Raw genomic sequence first — 19,246 nt, 5'->3', positions numbered from 1 at the left:
GTCTGATCACTACGTAAAGTTATACATGCGCGTCGGCATCCGCGTTTCCCCGCCCGCTTGTTGGCGAACAGGCATTCCTGTGCCAAAGAAGGTCGATACCGACGCCATCTACCAGAGGACCCGCCGTGACCATAGGGCTTGCCCACGCCGAACTCATCGCCGTCGTCACCGCAATCACCACGGACGAGCCGCGGGTAATGACCGTGCGGGCGGGCGCGGCACTTCCATCAGGGCCGTTTGAATTCGGACACAGGACGCTTCAGAGCGGGTTGAGAGAGTGGATACACGAACAGACACATCATCCCGTCGGCTATCTCGAACAGCTCTACACCTTCGCCGACCGGGACCGCAACAATGACATTCTTGGCGGAAGAACCATATCGATCGGTTATCTCGGGCTGGTTCGCGAACAGGAGCCGCCTGGCAATGGCCGCCCTCTCTGGCATGGCTGGTACGAGTATTTTCCCTGGGAAGACCATCGGCAAGGCCGGCCGGCGGTTCTGGACACCATCATCGAAAAGCTGCGCTGCTGGGCGGATTCCGACCCTGCCTGCAAAGGCCAGCGCCATTTACGGGCCGACTTCACCTTCGGCCTTGATGGCGGCGGCTGGAACGAGGAACTGACACTTCAGCGCTACGAATTGCTCTATGAGGCCGGACTGGTCGAGGAAGCCCAGAGTGAGCCTCGGATCAATTTCGGCAGACCGATGTTTGCCGATCACCGCCGCATTCTTGCCACCGGCATCGCGCGCCTCCGGGCTAAGATCAAATACCGGCCTGTAGTTTTCGAACTGATGGCCGACGCTTTCACCCTGCTGCAATTGCAGCGCGCGGTGGAGGCGCTCGCCGGTCTGACGCTGCACAAGCAGAACTTCCGCCGGCTGATAGAACAGCAGCAGCTGGTGGAAGAAACTGGCGACATGGCGACCGAAACCGGCGGACGCCCTGCAAAGCTCTTCCGATTCCGCCAGACCGTTGTGAATGAACGCGCCCTTTCCGGAACCAAACTGCCACTCTCCCGCAATTGACATATGCTCACAATGAGAATATCTGTTTGCCGTAGATATACTCAAATAGAGTATAAATGGGAGAGTGCCGTGAACGAACAGATATCTGCCGCAAGCCTTTACGACCGCGTCAGCCGCGTCATTCCCAAGGCGGAATGGATGGGTTTTCAGGATGATGTGGAGGCGATCCTCGATCTGAAGCGCAGGCGCAACGCCGTCATCCTCGCCCATAATTACCAGACGCCGGAAATCTTCCACGGCGTTGCCGATATCGTTGGCGATAGCCTCGCCCTTGCGCGCAAGGCAATGGAAGTAGAAGCGGATGTGATCGTTCTCGCCGGCGTGCATTTCATGGCTGAGACGGCAAAGCTGCTCAATCCGGGAAAAACCGTGCTTATTCCGGATATGGCCGCCGGCTGCTCGCTCGCCGATTCCATCACGCCCGAAGACATCGCACTTCTGCGCAAGGCCTATCCCGGCGTTCCTGTCGTCACTTACGTGAACACCTCGGCGGCGGTGAAGGCGGCTTCCGACATATGCTGCACCTCCGGCAATGCCCGCCAAGTGGTGGAATCGCTCGGCGTGCCGCGCGTGCTGATGCTGCCGGACGAATATCTGGCGAAGAATGTGGCGCGGGAGACCAATGTCGAACTCATCGCATGGCGCGGCCATTGCGAGGTGCATGAGCTTTTCACCGCCAACGACATCAGGGAATTGCGCGAAAGCCATCCCGGCATTACCGTTCTCGCGCATCCCGAATGTCCGCCCGATGTCGTTGAGGCCGCAGATTTTTCCGGCTCGACCGCTGTCATGTCGGATTACGTCGGCCGGGAAAGACCGGCCCGCGTGGTGCTTTTGACGGAATGCTCGATGAGCGACAATGTCGCCGTGCATCATCCCGATGTCGAATTCATCCGCCCCTGCAACCTCTGCCCGCACATGAAGCGCATCACGCTCGGCAATATCCGCACAGCGCTTGAAGAAAACCGCCACGAGGTGACAATCGATCCAGCTGTTGCGGTCGCCGCCCGCCGCGCGGTGGAAAGGATGCTGGCGGTATGAGTGACGCTCTGTCGCAATATGCAGGCAGGACGGTCATCGTCGGCAGCGGTATTGCCGGCCTGATGGCAGCATTGACGCTCGCACCGCAACCGGTCCTGCTTCTGACCCGCGGCGCGCTCGGTGGCGAAACGTCCAGCGCCTGGGCGCAGGGCGGCATTGCTGCAAGCCTTGGCGCTGACGACAGCACTGCACTGCATCTTGCCGATACGCTCGCCGCAGGCGACGGCCTCTGTGACGCGGCTATGGCAGCGGATATCGTCTCCACCGCCCCCGCCGTCATCGATGCCCTGGAACGAGCCGGAGTTCGTTTCGATCGCGATGCACAAGGCAGGCTCGTTTTCGGGCTGGAAGCCGCCCATGGCCGCCGGCGCATCCTGCATGCCGAAGGTGACGGCTCGGGTGCGGCCATTGTGAGGGCTCTTGCAGCCGCCGTTCTCAACACGCCGTCCATCGCAGTCCTGGAAGGTGCGGAGGTGCGCCGGCTGCTGACAGAAGGCGGGGCCATAGCCGGTCTCATCTGCGCCGGGCAAAAGGGCAGCTTTGTTCTGCCGGCCACAAACGTCATTCTTGCAACCGGTGGCCTCGGCGGGCTGTATGAGGCCACCACCAATCCCACCGGCAATTTCGGACAGGGGATCATGCTCGCCGCGCGCGCCGGAGCCATCCTCACTGATATGGAATTCGTCCAGTTCCACCCAACGGCGCTTTCCTCTCCCCGGCGGCCGCTGGCTCTGGTCAGCGAGGCGGTGCGGGGCGAAGGTGCCGTTCTTCTCAATGAAAGCGGCGAACGTTTCATGGCGGCCGTTCCGGGTGCAGAACTTGCCTCCCGCGATATTGTCGCCCGCGCCATCGACCGGGAAATCCTGCGCGGCGGCAAAGTCTTTCTCGATGCCCGCAAGGCGATCGGCAGCGGTTTTTCGGCGCGTTTCCCGTCAATCGACCTGCTATGCCGCGAGGCTGGTATAGACCCCGCCCGCGAACTCGTGCCCGTCCGTCCCGCCGTGCACTACCACATGGGCGGCGTCGCCACGGATGGTAATGGCCGTAGTTCCGTGCCGGGCCTATGGGTTGCGGGCGAAACCGCCTGCACCGGTCTTCACGGGGCTAACCGGCTGGCCAGCAACTCCCTGCTGGAGGCGGCTGCCATGGGCATGCGTGCGGCAAAAGATATTGCCGCCCGACCGGCATCAAAACGGGTGACAGCTGTCACGCCATTCGCAACGCCTGTTCTTTCGGCAGCAGACCCGTCTATCGTCCGGCCCATCGTCTCCCGCCATCTCGGCATCGCCAGACATGAAGCGGGGTTGATCAGCGCGATCAGCGAACTTCTCCCACTGGCCGAACAGAACGGCCCGGCATCCGATCCCGCCATCGTCGGGCTCGCAATCGCCGTCTTCGCCGCCTTGCGAAGAGAATCGCGCGGGGCCCATTTCCGTAACGATTTCCCGGAAAAGGACGCGACCGCCACAAGGCGCAGGCTTTGCCTGTCCGATGTCATCGCCATTGCCCATGACCTCTCATCGTCCAATCTTTTTTCTTCCAGCATTGCGCGGAGCGCCTGACATGACCCTCACCCCTCTGCCACGCATTATCGTGGAGCCGCTTGTCCGCAACGCCCTTCTGGAAGACCTGGGTCTGGCGGGCGACATCACCTCTGCCGCAGTCATCCCCGCCGATCATCGCTCAGTCGTCGTCATGGCGGCGCGTGAACCAGGTGTCATCGCAGGTCTTGATGCCGCAGAACTGGCTTTCCAGTTGGTGGACCCGATAATCGTGATGAGGCGTCAGGTGCAGGATGGCGCGGCGGTCGCTCCGGGCGATATTATCGCGACAATCGAGGGTCCCTCGCGCGGTCTTTTGACGGCGGAGCGCACCGCCCTTAATTTTCTCGGCCATCTCTCAGGCATCGCGTCCGTCACCGCTACAATTGCTGCCGCCATCTCCGGCACCAGAGCCTCGGTTGCCTGCACGCGCAAAACGACGCCGGGCCTCAGGGCGCTGGAAAAATATGCCGTGCGCGCCGGCGGCGGCATGAACCACCGTTTTGCCCTTTATGATGCTGTTCTCATCAAGGACAACCACACCGCCGTTGCCGGCGGCGTGCGTGACGCTATCCGCAGCGCCAAGGCGGGTGTCGGACATCTGGTCAAGATCGAGGTGGAGGTCGATACGCTCTTGCAATTGCGCGAGGCGATGGAGGAAGGAGTCGATGCGGTTCTACTCGACAACATGCCGCCGGAACAGCTGCGCGAGGCGGTGCAGATCGTCGCCGGACGCGCCATCACCGAGGCCTCCGGACGCATCACCCCTCAAACCGCAGCAGCCATTGCAGCAACCGGCATCGATCTCATCTCCGTCGGCTGGCTGACCCACAGCGCGCCGGTTCTGGATATCGGGCTGGACTTTCAAAGCCAAAGCTGACGAAAGCAAGGAGACCGGAACAAAATCCTCGATTGGCCGTTAATTCCCTGCCTGGGGTCAAGAGGCGGGGGGATCAGTGCGCGCAAAAGCCTGTCCATATGCCTGCGGACCTCTCTCACAAAGGAAAGGCCTGTTATGGAAGACGCACAAATCGGCTGGATTGCAGCAATCATCATCGGCGGCGTAGCCGGTTGGCTTGCCGAACAGTTCATGAAAAGCAACATGGGTCTTTTCATGAACATAATTCTCGGCATCGTTGGCGCCATCGTCGCCAATTTCCTGCTTGGGCTTGTGGGCATTTCGCTCGGAGGCTGGATTGGATACCTTATCGCCGGTTTCATCGGCGCATGCATTCTCATTGCCATCGGGCGCGCATTTCGCCGATAGAGGGAGGACACAATGAGCTTTTTCGACAAGATCAAGAACGCGATTTTTGGCAAGGCAGAGGCTGCACCGCAGACTTCGGCGCCAGCTGGCGCGCCCACGACAGGCGCAAGCCCGGCCGCTCCGGCTCAGCCAGCAGCACCCGCACCGACAGCCGCTGCTCCGGCATCCACCGGCAGCGTCGATGTCGCATCCATTCTGGACGCGGCGGTCAAGCAGAACGGGCAGAAACTCGACTGGAAACATTCGATCGTCGATCTTCTGAAAGCGCTCGATCTGGACAGCAGCCTAACCGCTCGCAAGGAACTGGCAAGCGAACTCGGCTATACCGGTGATACCTCGGACTCAGCCACAATGAACATCTGGCTGCACAAGGCTGTCATCAAGAAGCTGTCTGAAAACGGCGGCAAGGTTCCGGCAGAACTTCTGCATTGAACCGGTGACCGGGAGAACCGCGATGGACGACTATTCAAACTTGCGAGAGCAGATCGGCCAGGACCTCGACACCCTGCACAGGACCGAGAATCCGAAATCGATTTTTGAGATTGCCGACGACTATCTTCTGGGAAACCCAAATCTCAAGAGAGCGCTGGTCGAATACATCATCAAGGAAGAAGCGGACAAGCGCGGCATCGCGATCCACTGAAACCGCGCGTGTCAATCGCGGCGATTTCTACAAGAAGTGCGGCATCCAGATAGGACGCCGCCCTTTTTTGCCCCGTGCCCCGAAGCGTTATTTTTCCGGCTTGGCCCCGGCCTTTCTGGCGTTTTCTTCCATCAGCTCATACCACATGGCGTTCATGACGGCGAAAATGGCGGCGAGAGGCAGGCCGAGCAGCCAGGCGAAATACCACATGTTCGATCTCCTTGTATTTGTTCGATATTAATAAGCGTGGCCGCTGTCTTCACGGATCGCCTTTTCATCCACTTTGCCCCACAGCACGCGATAGACCCATGAGGTGTAAGCGACGATGATGGGGATGAAGATGAGGGCGACGACCAGCATGATGAATAGCGTCATATGGCTCGACGATGCGTCCCAGACCGTCAGGCTCGATTTCGGATCGATCGAAGAGGGCAGGATGAAGGGAAACATCGTCAGACCGACCGTCGAGATGATGCCGAATATGGCAAGCGAACTGGAAAGCAGCGCCAGCACCTCACGCCCGCCCCTTAACAACAGGAAGGCGACGAGCGGGAAGGCAAGACCGAGCGCCGGTGCCAGCATCATCCATGGATGGGCCGCGTAATTCGCAAACCAGACGCCGCTTGCGACCTCGACCGTCTTTGACAACGGATTGGACGGACCGTCGGTCACAACTTCCGAGGTGAAGCGATACCCGTCGATACCGAGCCACAACAATACGCCACCAAGCGCAAAGAGAACTGTGGTGGCAAGTGCTGCAATACTGCCGAAACTGCGGGCACGCGCAGCGACCGGCCCTTCGGTCTTCAGCACCAGCCAGGCCGCACCATGCATCACCAGCATGCAAACAGAAACGAGGCCGCAAAGGATTGCGTAAGGGTTGAGAAGCTCGAACAAAGTCGTGCCGTCGTAAAAAATCCTGAGGTCATCGTTGAAGCGGAAGGGCACGCCCTGCAGCACATTGCCGATCGCCACACCGAAAATCAGGGCGGGAACAAAGCCACCGACAAACAGCGCCCAATCCCAGGTATTGCGCCATGTCGTACTCTCGCGCTTGGAGCGGTATTTGAACCCCACCGGCCGCAGGATCAGCGCAAACAGTGTGGCGAACATCGCCAGGTAAAAACCTGAAAACGACACCGCATAAAGCGGCGGCCACGCGGCGAAGATGGCGCCGCCGCCAAGGATGAGCCAGACCTGATTGCCTTCCCATACCGGGCCGATGGAATTGATGACGACACGCCGCTCGAGATCCGTTTTCGCAACGAAAGGCAGCAGCGCGCCCGTGCCAAGATCGAAACCGCCGGTCACGGCAAAACCGATCAGCACCACGCCAAGCAGCAGCCACCAGATGACGCGGAGGACTTCGTAGTCGATGAGTTGATGCAATATCATGATCGTTTACTCCGCAGCGACGAGTTTTTCAGGAACGAGCGGCGCTTCCGGCTCGTGATCCGGATCCGGCCCCTTGCGGATCGCCTTCAGCATCAGCCCCATTTCGACGATGAACAGCACCGTATAGATGGCGATGAAGCAGAGAAGCGTAATCAGAACCGTTGAAGCGCTGAGGCTGGAGACGGCGGCGGCCGTCGGCAGCACGCCTTCGATGATCCATGGCTGACGGCCGAATTCCGCGACCACCCAGCCCATTTCCGCAGCAATCCACGGCAGCGGAATGGCGAAGACGGCCACCTTCAGCAAGAACGGATAGTGATCCAGCCGGCGCCGTGCCGAGAGATAAAAGAAGGTCGCCGTCAACAGGATGAAGAACATGCCAAGACCGACCATGATGCGGAACGCCCAGAACAGCGTCGGCACATGCGGGATGGTATCGGCGGCGGCCTTGGCAATCTGCTCCTCCGTCGCCTGGCGCGGATCGTCGACATAACGTTTCAGCAACAGGGCGTAACCAAGCTCGTGGCCGAGTTCCGCAAAGGTGCCACGCACTTCTTCGGGCAGTTCCGCGCCCTTGCCGGTGGCACGTATCTGCATCAGCGCATCATAGGCCTTGATGCCATCGCGGATGCGGGTCTTTGCGAGTTCCACCAGATCGTTGATGCCGGGGATTTCGGTGTCCAGCGAGCGCGTGCCGATAAGGCCCATCACCCACGGAATTTTCACGGCGAAATGCGTCTCGCGGGCTTCCTGATCAGGAAAACCGATGGCGGTAAAGGGGGCGGGTGCCGGTTCCGTTTCCCACATGGCTTCGATCGAGGCGAGCTTCATCTTCTGGTGTTCGGTCGAAAGATAACCGCTTTCATCACCCAGCACGACGACCGACAGTGCAGCAGCCAGGCCGAAAGAAGCGGCAACCGTCATAGACCGTTTGGCGAGATCGACATGGCGGCCTTTCAGCACGTACCAGGCGGAAACGCCGAGCACGAAGATGGAGGCAGTGACATAACCCGCAGAAACCGTGTGCACGAACTTCGCCTGGGCGACAGGGTTCATCAGCACCGCGAAGAAATCCGTCACCTCCATGCGCATGGTCTGGGGGTTGAAGGCCGATCCCGTCGGGTTCTGCATCCAGCCATTGGCGATCAATATCCACAACGCCGAGAAGTTCGAGCCGATCGCCACGCACCATGTTGCGATGAGATGGCCGAGCTTGGACAGCTTGTCCCAGCCGAAAAAGAACAGACCGACGAAGGTGGCTTCCAGAAAGAAAGCCATCATCCCTTCGATCGCTAGCGGCGCACCGAAGATATCGCCGACATAGTGGCTGTAATAACTCCAGTTCATGCCGAACTGGAATTCCATGACGATGCCGGTGGAAACACCAAGTACGAAGTTGATGCCGAACAATGTACCCCAGAATTTCGTCATCTGCCGCCAGATAGTGCGGCCGGTCATGACATAGACCGTTTCCATGATGGCGATCACCACGGACAGTCCGATCGTCAGGGGAACGAATAGAAAGTGATATAAAGCGGTAACAGCGAATTGCAGGCGCGATAGCGCCACGATGTCGAGTTCCATGTTTTTACCCCACCTTTCAGGAAAGGCCGGCCTTCTGTTACGAAACGGCGCCGGCCCTGAAAAAATCACTCAGTCCGGACGCAATGTTTGCAGCATTACGTCGTATTCCGGGGTGCCGCTTTGACATTGATCAAGTTGGCGCCCCTCTCTCAGCACGATGATGCGATCGGCAAATTCCGCCTCACGGCGATTGTGGGTTATCATCACGACAGTCTTGCCTTCCGCCCTTGCAAACAGCCGGCCGAGCACGTCACGGGCGGTTTCCCCGTCCAGCCCTTCCGTCACCTCGTCGAGAAGCCAGAGTGGTTTGTCGCGTAGAAGGAAACGGGCAAGGGCGAGCCGTCGTGACTGACCGCCGGAGAGACCCTGCCCCGCCTCGCCAAGTCTCGTATCCAGCCCTGCGGCCAAGGTTTTGACATGCTCGCCAAGGCCTGCCGATTGCAGGGCATCCCACAGTTCACGCTCGGTCGCGGCAGGTTTTGCCAGCCTCAGATTATCAGCGATGCTGTCTCGGAAAAGCTGACTTCTCTGCGTCATGAGCGAGCAAGGCAAAGCGCTGACCCTGCCCGCCGCCGGTTGCACTTCACCAGCCAGAAGCTGGATGAGGCTGGTCTTGCCTGCACCGCTCGGCCCGATAATCGCAATCGTCTCTCCGGCGGCGATTGCAAGGTTGATATTCGTCAGGACAGGATTTTCGTTCCCATCCCGCTCCAGCCGCACACCATCAAGCTCAGCCACCAGGCCCATGGCAGGCACGCGCGGACAGTTGGCGGCTGCCTCGGCGGAAAGACGCGGCGCAATGCGTCTTGCCGAAAAAAGCGTGCGCCCGAGTTCCATTGCACCACGGCGCAGCGCCGTGAAGGGCTCCAGCGCGGCGAAACAGACAAGCAGGCCGAGGGCGGCAGTCGGCGCGGTCACAACGTCCTGCTCCGCAAGCCAGGCCATGCCGAGGAGAGCCGCACTCAAAAGAACCGCCGCTGAGATGCCGAATGAAAAACCGGCATTGGTTTCGATCCGGTTCAAGCGGTCATCGCAGGCGAGCAGATAATTGTCGGCCCGTTCAATCGCCGCAACCTGCGCGGAGAGACGGGCAGTCGTGAGCAATTCCACCTGTCCGTTGACCAAGTCCGCCGTGCGGGCACGAAGCGCTTCAAGCCCGATTGCCCGGCGACGCGCAAATTTTTCCGCCGTCAACGCCGAGCGCACTGAAATGCCAAGACCCGCCGCAATGAGGAAGAGGGCCGCCAGAACGCCCGCAAGCGGATTGAGGAGGGCAAGACCGATGCCTGTTGCGATTGCGGCGAGGATTGCGACGGCGGCGGGTACCAGCACGCGCAGATAAAGCGAATCCAGCGCGTCGATATCCGCAGTCAGCCGGTTCAGCAGGCGGGCGGGCCTCGCCTCCAGATGTTTCGCCGCCTGCGGTGCGGCAAAGCCACGAAACAGCTTTTCGCGAAGCGCTGCAAGCACGGACAGCGTCGCCTCATGGGTGGTCATGCGTTCGCCATAACGGGCAGCGGTGCGTGACAACGCCAGCAGACGGATGGCCGCCGATGGCGCAAAGACGTCGAAAGCATAGGCCGTCGCGGGGACCAGACCGGCAATCGCGGTCGCAGTAATGAACCAGCCGGAAACGCCGAGAAGGCCTATACCCGCCAGCACCGTGGTTGCTGCCAGAACCGCGCCAACGAGCAGCATGCCGCGGCGCGCCGACCAGAACAGGGAAATAACAGGTTTCAATATGGCAAAACGCGCGATCATGACTGCCCCCTCGAATGGATCGTCGTCATATCCACGACCCTGTCCATGCGCGCGGCGAGCACAGGATCATGGGTTGCGACGATCAATGTCCTGCCTTTTGCGAGTTGCAGCAGGTTTTCGGTCACGAGCGCAGCCGTCTCCCGGTCAAGATGCGCTGTCGGTTCATCGACCAGAACAAGCTGCGTCGCAGGATCTGCGAAAGCACGCGCAATGGCGAGGCGCACCGCCTCCCCGCCCGAAATACCATAGCCACCGTCTCCTATAGGCAGATGCCGGCGTGCTTTCGACAATGCATCCAGCCCGGTGCAGCGCAGCGTCTCATCGACCATGCCTTCGCTGACACCGGCGCGGCCAAAGCGAATGTTCGCCTTCAGGGAACCGGCAAAAAAGAACGGCTTCTGGCTGACCCAGCCGATTGTCTTGCGCAGTCCATCGGCAGTCGCATGACCAAGCGTTACGCCCCCGATCCCTATTGTACCGCTGTCAGCCTCGGCCAAACCGGCAATCAAGGAGAGTACAGTGGATTTACCACAACCGGAAGGCCCAAGAATCGCGACTGTCTCACCTGACTGGACCGCAAGATTTAGATTCCGAATGACAGGCGGAGCATTCGGATAGGCGAAGGAGAGATTAGCCAACTCCACCAGACCGGGCGTCGGAAAAGGGGCCATTGCGACCTCCTTACCCTCACCCACGATGGCTTTGCCAGCCCGCGTCAATGTGTCGAGCGCGCCCAGCGCCGCCTCGCCGGCTGCGCGGTCGTGCCAGACGGCGGACAACTCCCGCAGCGGTTCGAAAAAGGCAGGCGCCAGAAGCAGGATGAACAGCCCCTCGGCAAGTGTCAGCTTCTCGCCCCACGCGCCGAAATCGAGAAAACCGAGCAGATGGAAACCGATATAAACGGCGGTCATGGCAACGCCGAGGGCAGCGAAAAGCTCCAGCACCGCCGAGGACAGAAAGGCGATCCGCAGGACAGCCATCGTCCGCTTCTTGAGGTTCTCTGCGTCCGTGCGCAGGCGTCCAGCGGTCAGATCAACGGCTGCCAGTGCGCGGATCGTTTCCAGACCGCGCAGGCGATCGAGCAGGAAAGCATTCATGTTGCCGGTCTCGGCCAGCTGCTTTTCACTGGCAGCCTTCGCCTGCCAGCCGATCAGCGCCATGAAAAGCGGGATAGTGGGCATGGAAAGCAGCAGAACAAGCGCCGCAATCCAGGTAAATGGCAGGACTGCCAGCACGAAAACCAAGGGTACAATGGTAGCTTTCATCCGCGCAGGCTGGAACCTGGAGAAATATGGTACCAGCGCTTCGGCTGCCTCCGCGATGACGCTTGCCGCCTCGCCGGAGGCCGTGCGCGCCAGATCAAGCGGCGACACCTCCGCAACGGCATGAAGCGCTTGCAGCCGCCGCCGCGAAAGGGCGGCACGCGCGGCGCGAAACGACAGTCTCGCGGCAACTTTTTCCAGCCATGCCTTGATGAGACCGAGAATGAGAACAGCCACGGCCGCCGGCAGGATCGCCGTTATCGGCGCACCGTCGGCAATGTTTCCGACCGAAAATGCAAGCAAACCCGCCTGCGGCAACCAGAGCAGAGCCGGCAGGACATGCAGCAGGGCGACCGATCTTCCTACCGCGGGTGCCTTCGCGATTTCCGCCATACCGACACCCTTGTCATTGGTGGATTTACCGAAGAAGCGCCGCCGTGCCTTATCGGGAGAGACCGCCGCTGGAACTGGACAGTCTGCATCATCGCCATTGGCGGATTGCCGGATTTCTGCGGACATGCTCACGGACGATCTCCTCACCTGTCCTTCTTGGCACGGGGTCTGGCAAGAGAGACGATCTTGTCCTTGGCCTCCAGAAGCTTCGTGACCTTCGAGCCGAGTGCCAGAAGCGAAGCCAACCGCTCCGTCTCCAGCTTCTTCACATCGTCATACCAGCCGGTGAGCTGCTCGATCAGCGTTTTCATCTCATCGATGCGCTTCTGCGCATGCCGCTCCTCTTCGTTTTCCGGCTTCTCCATCAGGATTTCACGAAGCACGCTGAGTGTCGGGTCGATCTCGCGCTTCTTGCGCTCTTCGGCAAGGGTGCGCAGAATTTGCCACACATCCTCCGGCGTCGTGAAAAAATCGCGCCGGTCGCCGGGGAAATGCTTGAGAATTGCAAGGTTCCACGCCTGAAGCTCCTTCAGGCTCATCGACACATTGGAACGGGAAATGCCGAGCGACTCGACAATGTCGTCCGCGCAGAGCGGCTTCGGCGAGATGTAAAGCAAAGCATAGACCTGGCCGACCGTGCGGTTGATGCCCCAGCGGCTGCCCATCTCGCCGAAATGCAGCACGAAGGACTGAACGAGCGGAGAAAGATTGGTGGGCATTTCTTTGCTTCCTGTATTTTCAGTAATTTCTGAAATTTCGATAAAGCAAAAAATGGCAATCGGCAAATCATCTTTTTGACCTGCGTCAAAATGTGCAAATCAGAAGAGGCAGCGTCTGCCGGGGATCAGGGCTGCGCCCTCTGGCACACTTTCACAGCCCGCGATGCACGAAATGATATCGATAACATCAAAGACGTCTTGTTGTAGATGGAAGCGCGCGCATGAAAAATCGGCGGCGGATTAATCCACCGCCGATCAAGACGTCGACAAACCGGCGTGCGCAATAGGCGCTTACGAAAAAGCGATCTGCACCTTCATGGCGCGGCTGCGGTCGGAGGCAAATTCGAAGGCCGAGATGGCGTCATCGAGGTCCACCGTCTGGGTGATGAACGGCTTGACGTCGATCAGGCCTTTGCGCATCAGTTCGACGCCCGTCGCGAATTCCTCGTGGAACCGGAAAGAGCCGCGCAGATCGAGTTCCTTGGCAGTAATCGCCATCATCGGCAGGCTCATATCGCCACCAAGGCCAAGCTGGACGATGATGCCGCGCGGACGCAACGCCGTAATCCCGCCCGCAAGTGCAACGGCGGCACCGGAGCATTCATAGAGAACGTCGAAGGTTCCCTTGTTCGCGCCGTACGCCGCCAGCGCATCAGGCTCATCCTTGCTGTTTATGACGCGGTCCGCGCCAGCTTCCCGCGCCTTGGCAAGCGTGAAGTCCGAAAGATCGGTCGCGACGATTTCAGCGGCACCGGCACGGCGGGCAGACAGGATGCAGAGAATGCCGATGGGGCCGCAGCCGGTGACGAGCACGCGTTTTCCGAGCAAATCGCCGGCGCGGCGGGTAGCATGGAGTGTTACCGCCAGCGGTTCCGCCATAGCTGCCTCACCGGCACTCAAACCGTCGGCCGGAACGCATTGCAGGGCATCCGCGATGAGAACCTCGCGGAAAGCGCCCTGAATATGCGGAAACGGCATGGCGCTGCCATAAAAGCGCATGTTGAGGCACTGATTGTGCAGGCCTTCCTGGCAAAAGCGGCAGGTCCTGCACGGACGGGACGGCGAAACCGCGACCAAACCGCCAACCTTCAGCCCCTCGACGCCCTCGCCCAGCTCCTCAACAATGGCGGAGACCTCATGTCCCAGCACCATTGGTTCGCGAAGCCGTACCGCGCCGAAACCGCCGTGATTGTAATAGTGAAGATCGCTGCCGCAAATCCCGCCCCGAGCCAGACGAAGACGCACTTCTCCTGCCCCCGGCGCCTCCTCCGGCCGCTCCTCGATGCGCACATCCTTTGCCCCGTGGGCGACAATCGCTCTCATAAATATCTCCCGTTCGATATCGCGCCTTAAACGGCGCAACAAAATAATCCCTATCCCAATCATTGCCGCCGGCCGCGTCTCCGCCGCCCTGCAGCCTCCCCGCGCGCATGTTGCGTACCGGAAACAGGCGTTTAAGCCTTGACATCCACGTCTGAAAGGGATGAATGTTATCGATAACATAAACCGGCATGAAAGCAATGTCGAGAGACTGGAGGAAACAGTGGGCCTTAATTTGTTCGATCTTTCCGGCCGCCGCGCCCTGATCACCGGCTCGTCGCAGGGCATCGGCTTTGCGCTGGCGCAGGGCCTGGTGGAGGCGGGAGCCGAAGTGGTGCTGAACGGCCGCGACGAGGCAAAGCTGAAAGCAGCCGCCGCAGGCATCAAGGGTGCCAAGACGCTCGCCTTCGATGCCACCGATCATGATGCGGTGCGCAAGGCCATCGACGGTTTCGAGGCGGAAGTCGGCCCCATCGATATTCTGGTCAACAATGCCGGCATGCAGCACCGCACACCGCTGGAGGATTTTCCGGCCGACGCCTTCGAGCGCCTGTTACAGACAAACATCGCCTCGGTGTTCCACGCAGGGCAAGCCGTCGCGCGTCATATGATCAGCCGTGGACGTGGCAAGATCATCAACATCGCCAGCGTCCAGACCGCTCTTGCCCGCCCCGGTATCGCGCCGTACACCGCCACCAAGGGCGCCGTCGGCAATCTGACGAAGGGCATGGCGACGGACTGGGCGAAATATGGCCTGCAGTGCAACGCCATTGCGCCGGGCTATTTCGACACGCCGCTCAACGCGGCCCTGGTGGCAGACGAGACGTTTTCAGCATGGCTTGAAAAACGCACGCCGGCCGGCCGCTGGGGCAAGGTCGAAGAGCTTGTCGGCGCCTGCATTTTCCTGTCGTCCGATGCCTCGTCTTTCGTGAACGGACATATTCTTTACGTCGACGGCGGCATTACCGCCTCGCTTTGAAGAAGCCGTAACCACGACGCTTTGGGAGGAGACCGTGAGCACCATGACCGAGAAGAACAAAATCGCCCTCATCGGCGCTGGCGCGATGGGCGGCGCGATCGGTACGCGGCTGATCGAGACCGGCAATCACCTGACGGTTTTCGATCTGGACGCGGAAAAGGTGGCGGCTTTGACCAGACTTGGTGCGCATAGCGCCGAGACGGCGGCGCAAGCGGCTTCGCTCTCCGATGTCGTGATCCTCAGCCTCAATTCGCCGAAAATCGTCCGCGCCGCCGTTTTCGGCAAAGATGGCGTGGCGGCGGGGGCCAGGCCCGGCACGCTGATCATCGACATGTCCTCCATCGATCCGGAAGCGACAAAAGAACTGGCGGCGGATGCGGCTGAAAAAGGGCTGCGCTGGGTGGACAGCCCGCTTTCCGGCGGCGCGCCGAAGGCACTCGTCGGGCAACTGACCCTGATGGCCGGCGGCACCGAAAAGGATGTGGCCGATGCCCATCGCGTGCTGCGGCACGTGGCCAGCAACTACACCCATATGGGTCCAAGCGGCGCAGGCCAGACGACGAAGCTCATCAATCAGGTTCTTTGCGGGCTGAACTTCCTTGCCGTAGCGGAAGCAACGCAGCTTGCGCTGGATGCCGGCGTCGATGCCGCCAAAATTCCGCAGGCGCTGAAAGGCGGCCGCGCCGACAGCGCAATCCTTCAGGAATATATGCCACGTTACGTGGCGAAGGATTACCGCCGCACTGGCCGCATCGACAATATGGTCAAGGACCTGAACGGCGCGCAGGATCTGGCTCGACGCACCAACACGGCCATGCCGCTGACGGCGGTTTGCGCCGAGGTGCACCGCATGCTGACAGCGGCGGGACTTGGCGGCGAGGATCAGGCCGCCCTAATGGAATTTTTCACCGGCGCGAAACGCACCTTCACGGAATGATTTGCGCCATGGCCAGGGCAATAACACCTTAGAGGCCGAGCTGACGCGAGGTCATTAAGGTGTGCCACCGTCATGGCCATTGCGAAATGTCTCCGCAGCGAAGATGATCGGGCGAATCGGCGGCGCAATCGGCCCGACGGCCGCAGACGCTCGCATGAAGGACAATTTCCCGATGACCACTTCCGCAACAGGCACGGGGATTGCCAGCCTGACCGTTTCCGGAAACGGCTTCAGCGCCGAGATCGCTTATGAGGGCGCGACCCTTCTGAGCTGGCGGCCACGACATGCCGATGGCAATGAAAAAAACCTTGTCGACGGCTATTCGTCGCTTCAGGAATTGCAGTCGCAGAACGGCGTGAGAAACGGCATTCTCGCCCCGTTCACCAATCGCATTCCTCAGGGCCAATTTAAATTTGGCGGGGAGATGCACCGTATCGAGCCGGTGCTTGCCCACGAGGACCTCGTCTTCCACGGATTTGCCCGTGCCCTGCCCTTCGCCCTCGACCGATCTTTCGAGGAAAACGACGCGCACATTATCGTCTTTCGTGCCGAGATATTGCCGGCCGAATTCAAGGGCTATCCCTACCATCTCGCCATCGAGGTGGAATACCGGTTTGCCGGCCATGCGGTTACCATCGATATACGCGGCATCAATGGCGACGACCGGCCTTTGCCCTTTGCGGCCGGCTGGCATCCCTATTTCCGTCTGCCCGGCATATCCTCCATCGACGATCTCCTTCTCACCCTACCGTCGCAAACAGCGATCGAAACGGACGAGAATTTGATACCACTCACCGACAGTGAGACGGGCATTCTCAAACGGGACGATGCAGCGTTTCTTTCTGCCGCGCCGCTCGCAGGCCATGTGCTGGATGTCTGCTTTACCGATCTGATCCCATCCGCAAACGGGCTTTACGAGACTAGGATCGAAAACCGGAACGATGGTTCGAGCCTGACCGTTTGGCAGGAGCGCGGCCACATGCATGTCTTTACCGGCGATACGCTTGCCCGCGACAGGCGAAAATCCATCGCGCTCGAACCTGTGGAAACACCGACAAACGCCTTCAACCAGCCGCAACTTGAAGCGGACATTACCCTTCAACCGGGTGAGACCCGAAGTTTCCGCTTTGGTTTCCGTTTTGAAGCCGGGCGCTGAAAAAAGACCAAATATTGCGATCAGATATGCGTCGTCGGGAGTGAAGACGACAGCTTCACCGTCTCCATGGAGATATAGGCGGACATGTCGTAAAGCTCGACCCGCCGGAGGATCTGTTTGTAGATGGTGTCGTAATATTCGACATTTGGCAGCACGAGTTTCAGAATATAATCGAAATTGCCGGTCAGCCGGTGCACCTCGACGATCTCCGGTATGGTGCTGACGGCGGCATGGAACCGGTCCAGCCAGTCCTCCGCATGCAGGCCGGTTCTCACGAGCAGGAAAACCGTGGTCGGCAGGTTGATTTTCCGCCGGTCGAGCAGCGCCATCGTGCCGGTCACATATCCTTCCGCACGCAGACGCGTGATACGGCGGGAACAGGCGGAAAGCGATAATGACACCTCATCCGCGATATCGGCGAGAGGTGTTTCTGCATTCTCCTGGAGAATCGCAAGGATTCGGCGGTCACGGTCGTCAATCATTGCTCAAGAATGCATCAGTTAACGTAGTGGCGCAAGAAATTTGCGAGCTGAGCATAATGCACGCCCAGAATTTGCAATCTGCCTTCTAAATCCCTGAAAAAACGCATGCCGTTTTCATCGCGGCAATGGCATTCTTGTCATCAATCAAACTTTTATAAGGGAACGCCTATGAAACGGATCGGTCTGATCGGCGGCATGAGCTGGGAATCCACCGCAACCTATTATCGCATGATCAACGAGGCCGTTCGTGACAGCCGCGGTGGGCTCGTATCCGCCGATATCGTCATGCATTCGCTCGATTTTTCCGAGGTTGTCGCCCTTCAGAAGGCTAACCGCTGGGATGAGGCCGGCGCGCTTTTGGGCGCTGCGGGTGCGCGTCTTGCCAATGCGGGTGCCGATTGTGTGCTGATCTGCACCAACACCATGCACCTCGTTGCGGAAACCGTTGAAAAAATGTCGGGCGTCACTCTCATCGACATCATTGACGAAACTGCCACCGCATTGAAGGCGGATGGACGCCGCAAGCCGCTTCTGCTCGCCACACGCTACACGATGGAACATGGCTTCTACACCGACCGCATGCGCCGCCACGGCGTCGATGTGGTCGTGCCGGATGAGGAAGACAGGGCCGCCATCCACGACATCATTTTTGGCGAATTGTGCCAGGGCGAGATCAAGTCGTGCTCGCGCGAGCGCTACATGTCGGTCATCGAGAAAGCCCGTGCGCTCGGCGTCGATTCCGTCATTCTCGGCTGCACCGAAATTTCCCTGCTGATCGATCCCGATGCCCTGCCTTTGCCGGGCTACGATTCGACCGCCATTCACGCCCAGGCCGCTGTCGGCTTCGCGCTCGAAAACAAGGCCCTGAACAGAGCTGCATGAATGTGCCGCCTTTTTGCCTATTCCGGTAAACCGGTCTGGCTCGACAGTCTTCTGATCGAGCCGGAAGCATCGCTGGTCAGCCAGTCCATGGCCGCAAGGGAAGCTAAAACCGTCGTCAACGGCGACGGTTGCGGTCTTGGCTGGTATGGCGAGCGCGGAACGCCCGGCGTTTTTCGCGACACCAGACCCGCCTGGTCCGACGCCAATCTGGCCGCCCTTTGCCACCAGCTCCGCTCGGGCATGTTCATGGCCCACGTCCGCTCCGCCACATCAGGCGAAGTATCCCGTGCCAATTGCCACCCCTTTGCGCATGGTCAATATCTGTTCATGCATAACGGCCAGATCGGCGGCTACGAGCAGATCAGGCGCGACATTGATTCCCTCATACCCGATGATATTTATTCCGCCCGGCGCGGCACCGGCGACAGCGAAGCCATCTTCCTGATTGCCGCCGGCCACGGCCTTGATGCGGACCCGGTTCGGGCCATTTCCACCGCGCTGCGCCTCTGCCTGGAAAAGATGATCGCGGCGGGTGTTTCTTCCGCGTTGCGGTTCAGCGCCGTGTTGATGGATGGCGATTGCCTGCACGCCTTCCGCTGGTCAAGCGACGACAAGCCGCCAACGCTTTACTGGCGCGGGCTTGAAGAGGGCATCGCGCTAAGCTCGGAACCCTTTTCCTTCGATTGCACCCCGTGGTGTGCGGTGCCGCCAAATACCCGGGTGACGATCCGCGCTGGCGGTATGACCACTGAACCTTTTTCCCTGCCGTAAACGTCGCATTTCATGACGACCGAGGCCATTTTTTTCAGTTTGGCCGCCACCGGTGGGCGCGGCTGCGGCAGCGTCGTGTTTATTT

At 60.0% G+C, this 19,246-nt stretch carries 20 protein-coding genes; 12 read left to right on the top strand and 8 right to left on the bottom strand.

All coding sequences use genetic code 11. From position 1 onward, the window contains the following. Nucleotides 1–125 precede the first annotated feature (125 nt). From G6L97_RS19605 to G6L97_RS19575, 7 genes are all read left to right on the top strand, one after another. On the top strand, nt 126–1,028 hold the full coding sequence (locus G6L97_RS19605) for an NUDIX hydrolase (RefSeq protein ID WP_174003618.1): 903 nt from the start codon (nt 126–128) through the stop codon (nt 1,026–1,028). Nucleotides 1,029–1,097: 69 nt separating this feature from the next. Next, the gene (gene nadA, locus G6L97_RS19600; RefSeq protein WP_164876663.1) at nt 1,098–2,069 is read left to right on the top strand and encodes a quinolinate synthase NadA; all 972 of its coding nucleotides are present in this window, start codon (nt 1,098–1,100) and stop codon (nt 2,067–2,069) included. Then, nucleotides 2,066–3,631: an L-aspartate oxidase gene (locus G6L97_RS19595; RefSeq protein ID WP_127966392.1), complete on the top strand. Its 1,566-nt coding sequence runs from the start codon at nt 2,066–2,068 to the stop codon at nt 3,629–3,631. The genes nadA and G6L97_RS19595 overlap by 4 nt, the downstream gene beginning before the upstream one ends. A gap of 1 nt (nt 3,632) precedes the next feature. Continuing rightward, entirely contained in the window at nt 3,633–4,490 is an 858-nt protein-coding gene (gene nadC / locus G6L97_RS19590; protein WP_174003614.1) for a carboxylating nicotinate-nucleotide diphosphorylase, read from the top strand. 135 nt (nt 4,491–4,625) lie between these two features. After that, on the top strand, nt 4,626–4,877 hold the full coding sequence (locus G6L97_RS19585) for a GlsB/YeaQ/YmgE family stress response membrane protein (RefSeq protein WP_004431872.1): 252 nt from the start codon (nt 4,626–4,628) through the stop codon (nt 4,875–4,877). A 12-nt stretch (nt 4,878–4,889) separates the two neighbouring features. After that, nucleotides 4,890–5,309 carry a DUF3597 domain-containing protein gene (locus tag G6L97_RS19580; RefSeq protein WP_004431862.1) on the top strand — a complete coding sequence of 140 codons (420 nt, stop codon included), beginning with the start codon at nt 4,890–4,892 and terminating at the stop codon, nt 5,307–5,309. 22 nt (nt 5,310–5,331) lie between these two features. Continuing rightward, nucleotides 5,332–5,520: a hypothetical protein gene (locus G6L97_RS19575; protein ID WP_174003611.1), complete on the top strand. Its 189-nt coding sequence runs from the start codon at nt 5,332–5,334 to the stop codon at nt 5,518–5,520. Between the two features lie 87 nt (nt 5,521–5,607). On the opposite strand, the gene cydX is transcribed toward G6L97_RS19575, so the two are convergent. From cydX to G6L97_RS19540, 7 genes are all read right to left on the bottom strand, one after another. Next, the gene (gene cydX / locus G6L97_RS19570; RefSeq protein WP_004431852.1) at nt 5,608–5,730 is read right to left on the bottom strand and encodes a cytochrome bd-I oxidase subunit CydX; all 123 of its coding nucleotides are present in this window, start codon (nt 5,728–5,730) and stop codon (nt 5,608–5,610) included. Nucleotides 5,731–5,757: 27 nt separating this feature from the next. Then, nucleotides 5,758–6,915 (bottom strand): cytochrome d ubiquinol oxidase subunit II, encoded by a 1,158-nt coding sequence (cydB, locus tag G6L97_RS19565; protein ID WP_004431850.1) that lies wholly within the window; start codon nt 6,913–6,915, stop codon nt 5,758–5,760. Between the two features lie 6 nt (nt 6,916–6,921). After that, nucleotides 6,922–8,499, bottom strand: coding sequence for a cytochrome ubiquinol oxidase subunit I (locus G6L97_RS19560; RefSeq protein WP_013762083.1), 1,578 nt, complete (start codon nt 8,497–8,499; stop codon nt 6,922–6,924). A 69-nt stretch (nt 8,500–8,568) separates the two neighbouring features. After that, the gene (gene cydC / locus G6L97_RS19555; protein WP_035199932.1) at nt 8,569–10,260 is read right to left on the bottom strand and encodes a thiol reductant ABC exporter subunit CydC; all 1,692 of its coding nucleotides are present in this window, start codon (nt 10,258–10,260) and stop codon (nt 8,569–8,571) included. Further along, nucleotides 10,257–12,041, bottom strand: a complete 1,785-nt coding sequence (cydD, locus tag G6L97_RS19550; protein ID WP_127966416.1) for a thiol reductant ABC exporter subunit CydD — start codon at nt 12,039–12,041, stop codon at nt 10,257–10,259. Before cydD ends, cydC begins: the two co-directional genes overlap by 4 nt. 17 nt (nt 12,042–12,058) lie before the next feature. Further along, nucleotides 12,059–12,634, bottom strand: a complete 576-nt coding sequence (locus G6L97_RS19545; protein ID WP_013762080.1) for a GbsR/MarR family transcriptional regulator — start codon at nt 12,632–12,634, stop codon at nt 12,059–12,061. Between the two features lie 291 nt (nt 12,635–12,925). Then, nucleotides 12,926–13,957, bottom strand: coding sequence for an L-idonate 5-dehydrogenase (locus G6L97_RS19540; RefSeq protein ID WP_127966395.1), 1,032 nt, complete (start codon nt 13,955–13,957; stop codon nt 12,926–12,928). Between the two features lie 220 nt (nt 13,958–14,177). On the opposite strand from G6L97_RS19540, the gene G6L97_RS19535 reads away from it, so the two are divergent. The 3 genes from G6L97_RS19535 (at nt 14,178) to G6L97_RS19525 (ending at nt 17,026) form a co-directional block, all read left to right on the top strand. Continuing rightward, complete coding sequence (locus G6L97_RS19535; protein ID WP_025595224.1) at nt 14,178–14,933, top strand: SDR family oxidoreductase; 756 nt, start codon at nt 14,178–14,180, stop codon at nt 14,931–14,933. A 43-nt stretch (nt 14,934–14,976) separates the two neighbouring features. Then, on the top strand, nt 14,977–15,870 hold the full coding sequence (locus G6L97_RS19530) for an NAD(P)-dependent oxidoreductase (protein ID WP_127966417.1): 894 nt from the start codon (nt 14,977–14,979) through the stop codon (nt 15,868–15,870). A 172-nt stretch (nt 15,871–16,042) separates the two neighbouring features. Then, entirely contained in the window at nt 16,043–17,026 is a 984-nt protein-coding gene (locus G6L97_RS19525) for an aldose 1-epimerase (protein ID WP_127966396.1), read from the top strand. 20 nt (nt 17,027–17,046) lie between these two features. Here the strand turns inward: G6L97_RS19525 and G6L97_RS19520 are convergent, their stop codons facing one another. Further along, entirely contained in the window at nt 17,047–17,508 is a 462-nt protein-coding gene (locus G6L97_RS19520; RefSeq protein ID WP_003498392.1) for an Lrp/AsnC family transcriptional regulator, read from the bottom strand. A gap of 168 nt (nt 17,509–17,676) precedes the next feature. Between G6L97_RS19520 and G6L97_RS19515 the strand changes: the two genes are divergently transcribed. Then, nucleotides 17,677–18,390, top strand: a complete 714-nt coding sequence (locus G6L97_RS19515; RefSeq protein ID WP_004431822.1) for an aspartate/glutamate racemase family protein — start codon at nt 17,677–17,679, stop codon at nt 18,388–18,390. Further along, the gene (locus G6L97_RS19510) at nt 18,391–19,161 is read left to right on the top strand and encodes a class II glutamine amidotransferase (protein ID WP_004431819.1); all 771 of its coding nucleotides are present in this window, start codon (nt 18,391–18,393) and stop codon (nt 19,159–19,161) included. The last annotated feature ends 85 nt before the right edge of the window (nt 19,162–19,246 follow it).

Source organism: Agrobacterium tumefaciens, from assembly GCF_013318015.2.
Lineage (GTDB): Bacteria > Pseudomonadota > Alphaproteobacteria > Rhizobiales > Rhizobiaceae > Agrobacterium > Agrobacterium tumefaciens.
This window is presented reverse-complemented; position numbering and strand designations above follow the sequence as displayed.

What these genes read in the sequence shown, in the direction of transcription:
- G6L97_RS19515 (WP_004431822.1), top strand. Translation starts at nt 17,677, where the DNA reads ATGAAACGGATCGGTCTGATCGGCGGCATGAGCTGGGAATCCACCGCA.
- G6L97_RS19560 (WP_013762083.1), bottom strand. Translation starts at nt 8,499, where the DNA reads ATGGAACTCGACATCGTGGCGCTATCGCGCCTGCAATTCGCTGTTACC.
- G6L97_RS19545 (WP_013762080.1), bottom strand. Translation starts at nt 12,634, where the DNA reads ATGCCCACCAATCTTTCTCCGCTCGTTCAGTCCTTCGTGCTGCATTTC.
- G6L97_RS19510 (WP_004431819.1), top strand. Translation starts at nt 18,391, where the DNA reads ATGTGCCGCCTTTTTGCCTATTCCGGTAAACCGGTCTGGCTCGACAGT.
- G6L97_RS19595 (WP_127966392.1), top strand. Translation starts at nt 2,066, where the DNA reads ATGAGTGACGCTCTGTCGCAATATGCAGGCAGGACGGTCATCGTCGGC.
- G6L97_RS19580 (WP_004431862.1), top strand. Translation starts at nt 4,890, where the DNA reads ATGAGCTTTTTCGACAAGATCAAGAACGCGATTTTTGGCAAGGCAGAG.
- cydX (WP_004431852.1), bottom strand. Translation starts at nt 5,730, where the DNA reads ATGTGGTATTTCGCCTGGCTGCTCGGCCTGCCTCTCGCCGCCATTTTC.
- G6L97_RS19585 (WP_004431872.1), top strand. Translation starts at nt 4,626, where the DNA reads ATGGAAGACGCACAAATCGGCTGGATTGCAGCAATCATCATCGGCGGC.
- nadC (WP_174003614.1), top strand. Translation starts at nt 3,633, where the DNA reads ATGACCCTCACCCCTCTGCCACGCATTATCGTGGAGCCGCTTGTCCGC.
- cydB (WP_004431850.1), bottom strand. Translation starts at nt 6,915, where the DNA reads ATGATATTGCATCAACTCATCGACTACGAAGTCCTCCGCGTCATCTGG.
- G6L97_RS19575 (WP_174003611.1), top strand. Translation starts at nt 5,332, where the DNA reads ATGGACGACTATTCAAACTTGCGAGAGCAGATCGGCCAGGACCTCGAC.
- G6L97_RS19530 (WP_127966417.1), top strand. Translation starts at nt 14,977, where the DNA reads ATGACCGAGAAGAACAAAATCGCCCTCATCGGCGCTGGCGCGATGGGC.
- G6L97_RS19525 (WP_127966396.1), top strand. Translation starts at nt 16,043, where the DNA reads ATGACCACTTCCGCAACAGGCACGGGGATTGCCAGCCTGACCGTTTCC.
- G6L97_RS19520 (WP_003498392.1), bottom strand. Translation starts at nt 17,508, where the DNA reads ATGATTGACGACCGTGACCGCCGAATCCTTGCGATTCTCCAGGAGAAT.
- G6L97_RS19540 (WP_127966395.1), bottom strand. Translation starts at nt 13,957, where the DNA reads ATGAGAGCGATTGTCGCCCACGGGGCAAAGGATGTGCGCATCGAGGAG.
- cydD (WP_127966416.1), bottom strand. Translation starts at nt 12,041, where the DNA reads ATGTCCGCAGAAATCCGGCAATCCGCCAATGGCGATGATGCAGACTGT.
- cydC (WP_035199932.1), bottom strand. Translation starts at nt 10,260, where the DNA reads ATGATCGCGCGTTTTGCCATATTGAAACCTGTTATTTCCCTGTTCTGG.